Source organism: Micromonospora arida (genome assembly GCF_003857035.1).
In the GTDB taxonomy this organism is placed as follows: Bacteria; Actinomycetota; Actinomycetes; order Mycobacteriales; family Micromonosporaceae; genus Micromonospora; species Micromonospora arida.
This window is the reverse complement of the sequence record NZ_QGSY01000154.1, coordinates 1-6,356: the sequence shown is the minus strand read 5'-3', so window position 1 is coordinate 6,356 and position 6,356 is coordinate 1. Positions and strand designations below refer to the sequence as shown.

Here is a 6,356-nt window from a genome sequence, read left to right as displayed (position 1 = left end):
TTCCGGGTGGTCGGCGGGGTCGTGGTCGGCGGGGTCGTTCCGCCGCCGCACGCGGCACCGTTGATGGTGCAGTTCAGCGGTGCCTTGTAGGCGCCGCTGCCGTTGTAACCCCAGCTGAACGAGGCGCCGGGGGCGATGCCGCCGGCCCAGCTCTTCTTGACTGCGACGTAGTGGTTGCCGCTGCTGGTGACGTCGGCGTCCCACGCGCTGCTGATGGTGGTGCCCGACGGCAGGTCGAACTCGATGCGCCAGGTGGTGACCGTGGCGCTGGAGCCGTTGGTGACGGTCACCCTCGTCTCGTGACCGGTCCCCCAGTCCTGCGCCTTGGTGAAGGTGGTGGTGACAGTGCCGGCGCCGAACGCGGTGGTGACCGGCACCGCTGCGACGGTCACGGCGACCACGGCACCGGCCCAGAGGGCCCGGCGGAGCGATCTTTTCATGAGACGTCTCCCGAACTGTTAGGAAACTTTCCAAAAGAGATGGTGAGACGGTACTCACGCCGTCATCAGTTCGTCAAGATGTGCATGTTTCGATTTCTCCTGGTGCACGGAGTGCGTACGCTGCGTCCACCCCCGGTCGGCACCCGGCCGGCGCGTAACCTCGGCCCATGACCGTCTTCGACATCCCGATCGACGCCCTCAACGGCGGCCCCGCCGACCTGGCCCGCCACCGCGGCAAGGCGTTGCTGGTCGTCAACGTGGCCTCCCGCTGCGGCCTCACCCCGCAGTACGCCGGCCTCCAGACGCTCGCCGACTCCTACGCCGACCAGGGCCTCGTGGTGCTCGGCGTGCCGTGCAACCAGTTCGCCGGGCAGGAGCCGGGCAGCGCCGCCGAGATCAGCGACTTCTGCCAGGTCAACTACGGGGTCACCTTCCCGCTGACCGAGAAGGTCGACGTCAACGGCCCCGACCGGCACCCGCTCTACGCCGCACTCGTGGGCACCCCGGACGCCGACGGGCACACCGGTGACGTGCGTTGGAACTTCGAGAAGTTCCTGGTGGCCCCGGACGGCTCGGTCGCCGCCCGCTTCGCCCCCACTGTCGAGCCCGACTCCGACGAGCTGCGCGCAGCCATCGAAAAGACCCTCCCCACCGCCTGAGTCAGGCCTCCCGACCTCCGGGCCGCCTTGATCACGCTCGAACATGGATGTAGTGGCCTCCCGGCTTCCGGACGCCACTACATCCTGGATCGAGCGCGATCAAGACCGGACCGCTCGCCACCGGAGAGTGGCAGCTCCTCTGAGTGTCGGTCGGCGATCGGCGTGAGCAGTACGTTGGGCGGGACGGGCGCGCGGCGCCGCCACCAGGCACCCGCCGGGACGGCAACGGTCGCGAGCGGTCTGCGCAGCTACCCGATGGCGGGTGATCAAAATAACCCACCAGTCTGGTCGGGAATGCGTCGCGGGTGGACGGAGTTGGGGACGAGCATGACAACTGTGGGACTGATCGGCAGTGGCAACATCGGCGGCACCGTGGCCCGGCTGGCCGTGGACGCCGGCTACGACGTGGTGCTGAGCAACTCGCGGGGCCCGGAGACCCTCACCGACCTGGTGGAGACCCTGGGCGAGCACGCCAGCGCCGGCACCACGCAGGACGCGGCGCAGGTCGGCGACCTGGTGGTGGTCAGCGTGCCGCTGAAGGCGTACCGCGCGGTGCCCGTGGAACCGCTGGCCGGCAAGGTCGTCATCGACACCAACAACTACTACCCGCAGCGCGATGGCACCTTCCCGGAGCTGGACTCAGGCGAAACCACCAGCAGCGAGTTGCTCCAGCGACACCTGCCGGACTCGCGAGTGGTCAAGGTCTTCAACAACATCTACTTCAAGGGCCTGGCCGCGCTCCCCCGGCCGACCGGCGCGGCCGACCGCAGCGCCCTCGCGATCGCCGGTGACGACGCCGCCGCGAAGGCCGAGGTGACCGCCTTCCTGGACCGGATCGGCTACGACACGGTGGACGTCGGCCCGCTGGCCGAGGGGTGGCGCTACCAGCCGGACACCCCGGCGTACGGCACGCTCTACTCCGCGAGCCCGACCGACTGGGAGCACCCGGCCCCGGGCGACGCCGCGAAGGTGCGCGCCGCACTGGCCGCCGCCACCCGCTGAGCAACGCCAGCCGCCGTTCTCCCCCCGCGATCGCCTACCGGGTGGTCGTGCGGAGGGCGGCGGCGAGTTCGTCGTCGTAGCTGGCGATCGGCTGCCCGTCCGAGTCGTACGCGACGAGCCGACCGTGGGCCATCGTCGCGGACCGGAACGAGAAGGTACGCGAACCCGGGTAGGCGGCGAGCAGCGGAATGGCCCGGGGTGCTCCACCCGGTGCGGAGTAGTACTCCAGGCGGGTCACCTCCGGGGAGACCACGCCGTTGACCCGGACCTTGGTCTTCTCGGCGCGGGTGCCGAAGGTGACCGGCGCGCCGGTGGCGTAGTCGACGCATTCGGCCGGGCCACGGCAGACGAAGAAGTATCGCGGGTTGACCACGTCGTCGAGGCTGTACGCCTTGAAGGTGGGGTCGGCGCCGGCCGGCAGCGGCTGCACGGCGAAGAACGCGACCGCGACAGTGGCCGTGACGCCCACCCGCAGCCAGGCACGGCCGGCGGCCGGTCGTCTGCTCGTGCGCTGGGCGGCGACGGCGACACCGCCGAAGCCGACGAGGCACAGGAGGCACACCCCGACGGCACGGGCGTTCTCGAAGAGGAACTGCACCCCCGGCCGCGTCGAGACCGGGGTGAGCACCGCGCCCAACGAGACGACCATGGCGGCGAGCAGTGCCGCGCCGGCGGCCCGCTGGGTGACACCGGATGCGCCGATCAGCAGCATCGCGGCGAGCACCGGCCACACCTGGTGGTGGGTCCAGGACACCGGGGACGCGGCCACTGTGGCGCAGCCGACGAGCACGGCGGCGTGCCCGGGGCGGGCCTGCCGCGTCAGCTGCCGGGCCCGGAGCAGCGCCGCCACGCAGATCAGTGCCACCAGGGCGGCCCAGAGCAGGGGCAGCGCCGTCTCGTCGACGCCGACGCGCAGCAACATTCCGTGCAGGGACTGGTTGCCCAACGAGGACAGATTGCCGATGCGGGAGGTCTGTCGCACGGTCTCGGTCCAGTAGGCCCAGCTCTCCGAGGGCAGCACGATCGCGGCGAACCCCGCGCAGGCCACGAAGGTGGCCGCCGACCGGCCGGCGTCACGGTAGCGCCCGACGGCGAGGAAATAGACCACGAACAGCAGCGGGGTGAGCTTGATCGCCGCGGCCACCCCGACCAGCGTCCCGCGCAGTCGGGGTGGGACGACCCCCAGCCCGTCGAGCAGGGCCATCAGCACGATGAAGATGCTGACCTGCCCGAAGCGTAGGTTGCTCTGCACCGGCGCGGAGAGCATCAGCACGATGGCCGCCAGCGCCACGACGAGCGGGCGTCGGGACTGTCGGGTGGTCAACGCGACACCCACCGACCCAGCGATGGCGACGACCGCCGCGCACGTCGCCACCAGCCAGATCCCCTGGAGTACGCCCTCGCTGACGGCGGTGATCGGCCACAGCACGAGAGCGGCGAACGGCGGATAGGTGAACGGACCGCCGTTCTCCGCCACATACCCGTACAGCGGCTCGCCGGCGCGCAGGTCGGACAGCGCACCGTAGTAGATGTGCAGGTCGGAGAGGCGATCCGGACGGCGCAGAACGAGCACACAGGACACCAGCGCGACGACGACGAAGGCCGCCCACGCCAGCGTCACCCGGCGATCCCGCATCGCCCGAGAATAGGCGACCGTCGTGGTCCGTGTGGGCCCAGTAACGGCAGACGCGGGGCTTCGGCCGGGTCAGGCCAGTACCAGCCTGCGCCAGCTCCATGTCTGCCCTCGGAAGAACGGGTGTCGCTGGTTGGATGTCGATTCGTAGCCTCGGCGAATGGGGACGGCGAGCACTCCGGCGTACGACGCCCACGCGGACTGGTACGAGGGCTACATCTCCGGCGGCGGCGACTATCTGCGGCGGGTGCACGCGACGGTGGCGGACCTGCTCGGCGCGGGCGAGGGTCGCTGCCTCGACATCTGCTGCGGTACCGGCGCGCACGCCTCGGTGCCGGCGGGTCTGGGTTGGACGCCGGTGGGGGTGGACCTGTCCGGCGGGCAGTTGCGGCACGCGCGAGGGCGGTTGCCGGTGGTCCGGGGTGACGCGGGCGCCCTGCCGGTCGCCGACGCGTCGCTGCCGGCCGCGATGTGCGTGCTGGCCAGCACCGACCTGCCCGACTACCCGGCCGTGCTGCGCGAGGTCGCCCGGGTGCTGCGCCCCGGCGGACGTTTCGTGCACGTGGGTGTGCACCCGTGTTTCGTGGGCGCGTTCGCCGACTGGGGTCAGCATCCGCGTGTCGGCGTCGACGCCCGGTACGCCGACCGGTCGCGCAGCTTCGACAGTTGGAACGCCAGCGGCGTGCGGGTACGGGTGGGTGCCTGGCACCTCCCCCTCGCTGATCTGATCAACGCGACCGTCGGCGTCGGCCTGCGGCTGGTCCGGGTCGTCGAGGCGGGCCCGGGCGGGGTCCCCGACCTGTTCGGCCTCCTCGCCCTGCGCGATCGGTAGCGACAGCCGACAGAAACACCGCTGTGGCAACTTGCGCCGCAGTCCTGTTCACGGGACCCTGTTCTCTGGGTTGCCGCCCGCTCACCGAACGTGTCCCCCCGGAGGCGACATGCACACGCTCCGTACCGTGCCCCGCCGGCTGCTGGCCGGCTCCGGCGCGCTCCTGCTCGGCACCGCCCTCGCCACCGCCGCCATTCCGGTTCCGGCGAACGCCGCGACCGGCGCGGACACCGTCGGATACGTCCGGCTCGCGCACCTCTCCCCGGACACCCCGGCTGTGGACGTCTACCTTGCCGCGCCGGGCGCGGCGAAGCCGCAGGTCTTCCCCGGGGTCGGTTACGGCGTGGTCTCCGACTACCTCGAACTCGCCCCGGGCCGGTACGCGGTGGCCATGCGCGAGGCCGGCGCCCCCGCCAGCGACCCACCGGTGCTCACCACCGAGGTCGCGGTGACCAGCGGTGACGCCTTCACGGTGGCCGGTGTCGGCCGGCACGCCGACCTCGGCCTGCGGGTGCTCAACGACGATCTCAGCGCCCCCACCGACGGCCGCGCCAAGGTGCGGGTCATACAGGCGTCGGTGCGGACCCCCGTGCTCGACGTGGCCGCCGCCGACGGTCCGATGATCGCCGACGGGGTGCAGTTCGCCACCACGACCGACTACCAGCAGGTCGAGCCGGGCAGTTGGCGGCTGAAGCTCACGGGTGCCGGCGGGCCGAGCACCGACGCCGAGGTGCGGCTCACCGGCGGCGCGGTCTACTCGCTGCTGGTGCTCGACGCGAAACAGGGCGGGCTCACCGCCGAGCTGCGCCGCGACGCCGAGGGCGGCACCGTCGTCCCGGCCGGCGGGGTGGACACCGGCGCCGGTGGCACCGCCGGGGTCGGGCTCGACGCGTACCCCCTGACGGCCGGCGGTCTGGCCGCGGCGGCCGGCGCGGTGGCCCTGCTGCTCTGGCGTCGGCGACGGCGCACCACCTGGTGAGCGCCGGGCCGGACCCGTCGATCCGGCGGCACCGTGACCGCCGGATACCGCTGGCCGCGCTGGTCGCGGCCGGCGCGGCGGTCTGCCTGGCCGTCGGCACCGGGGTCGGGCTGGCCACCACCGGCCCGCCACCGCCGGTGGCGCGCTGGCACCCCGGCTGCGGCGACGCCTGCCCGTCGGTGGCCGCCGCGCCCACGCCACACGGTCCACCCACGCGGGTACGCGTACCGCGCATCGACGTCGACTCACCGCTCACCGTGCTGGGTCTGGACCGCGCCGGCGCGCTGATTCCGCCGACCGACTTCCACACCGCTGGCTGGTACGGCGGCGGCCCGGCCCCGGGCGACACCGGCCCGGCCGTACTCGCCGGGCACCTGGACTCACGACGCGGCCCGGCGGTCTTCGCCCGGCTCGGCGAGCTACGGCCCGGCGACGTCGTGGAGGTGTGGCGCGGCGGGCAGCGGTTGCCGTTCCGGGTGACCGGGTCGCTGCGTACTCCCAAGGACCAGTTTCCGACCGCCGCGGTCTACGGCCCGACGCCCGGGGCGGAGCTGCGCCTGGTCACCTGCGGGGGCGACTTCGACCGGCGGCGGGGCCACTACGTCGACAACGTGGTGGTGTTCGCGGTGACCGAGGCCCCCGACCCGGTCCTGCCGACGTCCGCCGCAGGCTGAGCCACGCACCGGGCTTGATCCACTCGGGTCCAGGGAAATCGCGGTATCCGGGAGCGCTTGATGCCCCGACTTCCCTGAACCCGAGTGGATCAAGTGGGTGGGGGCGCGAGAAGGGGCGGGCCCGGGGCGTGGCGCGG

General features: G+C 72.5%; 7 protein-coding genes. 5 read left to right on the top strand and 2 right to left on the bottom strand.

The genetic code is table 11. The features are described from left to right. On the bottom strand, window positions 1–440 hold a 440-nt coding region (locus tag DLJ58_RS11210; protein WP_208741015.1), incomplete at its 3' end, for a cellulose binding domain-containing protein. 167 nt (window positions 441–607) lie between these two features. On the opposite strand from DLJ58_RS11210, the gene DLJ58_RS11205 reads away from it, so the two are divergent. Together DLJ58_RS11205 and DLJ58_RS11200 are read left to right on the top strand one after the other, a co-directional pair. After that, entirely contained in the window at window positions 608–1,099 is a 492-nt protein-coding gene (locus tag DLJ58_RS11205; RefSeq protein ID WP_124855534.1) for a glutathione peroxidase, read from the top strand. 327 nt (window positions 1,100–1,426) lie between these two features. Then, a complete protein-coding gene (locus DLJ58_RS11200; RefSeq protein ID WP_124855532.1) occupies window positions 1,427–2,101 on the top strand; it encodes an NADPH-dependent F420 reductase in 675 nt (224 codons plus the stop codon). Window positions 2,102–2,135: 34 nt separating this feature from the next. Here the strand turns inward: DLJ58_RS11200 and DLJ58_RS11195 are convergent, their stop codons facing one another. Further along, the gene (locus DLJ58_RS11195) at window positions 2,136–3,737 is read right to left on the bottom strand and encodes a glycosyltransferase 87 family protein (RefSeq protein ID WP_124855530.1); all 1,602 of its coding nucleotides are present in this window, start codon (window positions 3,735–3,737) and stop codon (window positions 2,136–2,138) included. Window positions 3,738–3,894: 157 nt separating this feature from the next. Between DLJ58_RS11195 and DLJ58_RS11190 the strand changes: the two genes are divergently transcribed. The 3 genes from DLJ58_RS11190 (at window position 3,895) to DLJ58_RS11180 (ending at window position 6,219) form a co-directional block, all read left to right on the top strand. Beyond that, complete coding sequence (locus DLJ58_RS11190) at window positions 3,895–4,566, top strand: class I SAM-dependent methyltransferase (RefSeq protein WP_124855528.1); 672 nt, start codon at window positions 3,895–3,897, stop codon at window positions 4,564–4,566. Window positions 4,567–4,675: 109 nt separating this feature from the next. Then, window positions 4,676–5,545 (top strand): DUF4397 domain-containing protein, encoded by an 870-nt coding sequence (locus DLJ58_RS11185; protein WP_124855526.1) that lies wholly within the window; start codon window positions 4,676–4,678, stop codon window positions 5,543–5,545. After that, complete coding sequence (locus DLJ58_RS11180; protein WP_244218886.1) at window positions 5,542–6,219, top strand: class F sortase; 678 nt, start codon at window positions 5,542–5,544, stop codon at window positions 6,217–6,219. The genes DLJ58_RS11185 and DLJ58_RS11180 overlap by 4 nt, the downstream gene beginning before the upstream one ends. Window positions 6,220–6,356: the final 137 nt, after the last annotated feature.

Excerpts from the sequence above, each read along its gene's own strand:
- DLJ58_RS11190 (WP_124855528.1), top strand. The coding sequence starts at position 3,895 with ATGGGGACGGCGAGCACTCCGGCGTACGACGCCCACGCGGACTGGTAC.
- DLJ58_RS11195 (WP_124855530.1), bottom strand. The coding sequence starts at position 3,737 with ATGCGGGATCGCCGGGTGACGCTGGCGTGGGCGGCCTTCGTCGTCGTC.
- DLJ58_RS11205 (WP_124855534.1), top strand. The coding sequence starts at position 608 with ATGACCGTCTTCGACATCCCGATCGACGCCCTCAACGGCGGCCCCGCC.
- DLJ58_RS11185 (WP_124855526.1), top strand. The coding sequence starts at position 4,676 with ATGCACACGCTCCGTACCGTGCCCCGCCGGCTGCTGGCCGGCTCCGGC.
- DLJ58_RS11200 (WP_124855532.1), top strand. The coding sequence starts at position 1,427 with ATGACAACTGTGGGACTGATCGGCAGTGGCAACATCGGCGGCACCGTG.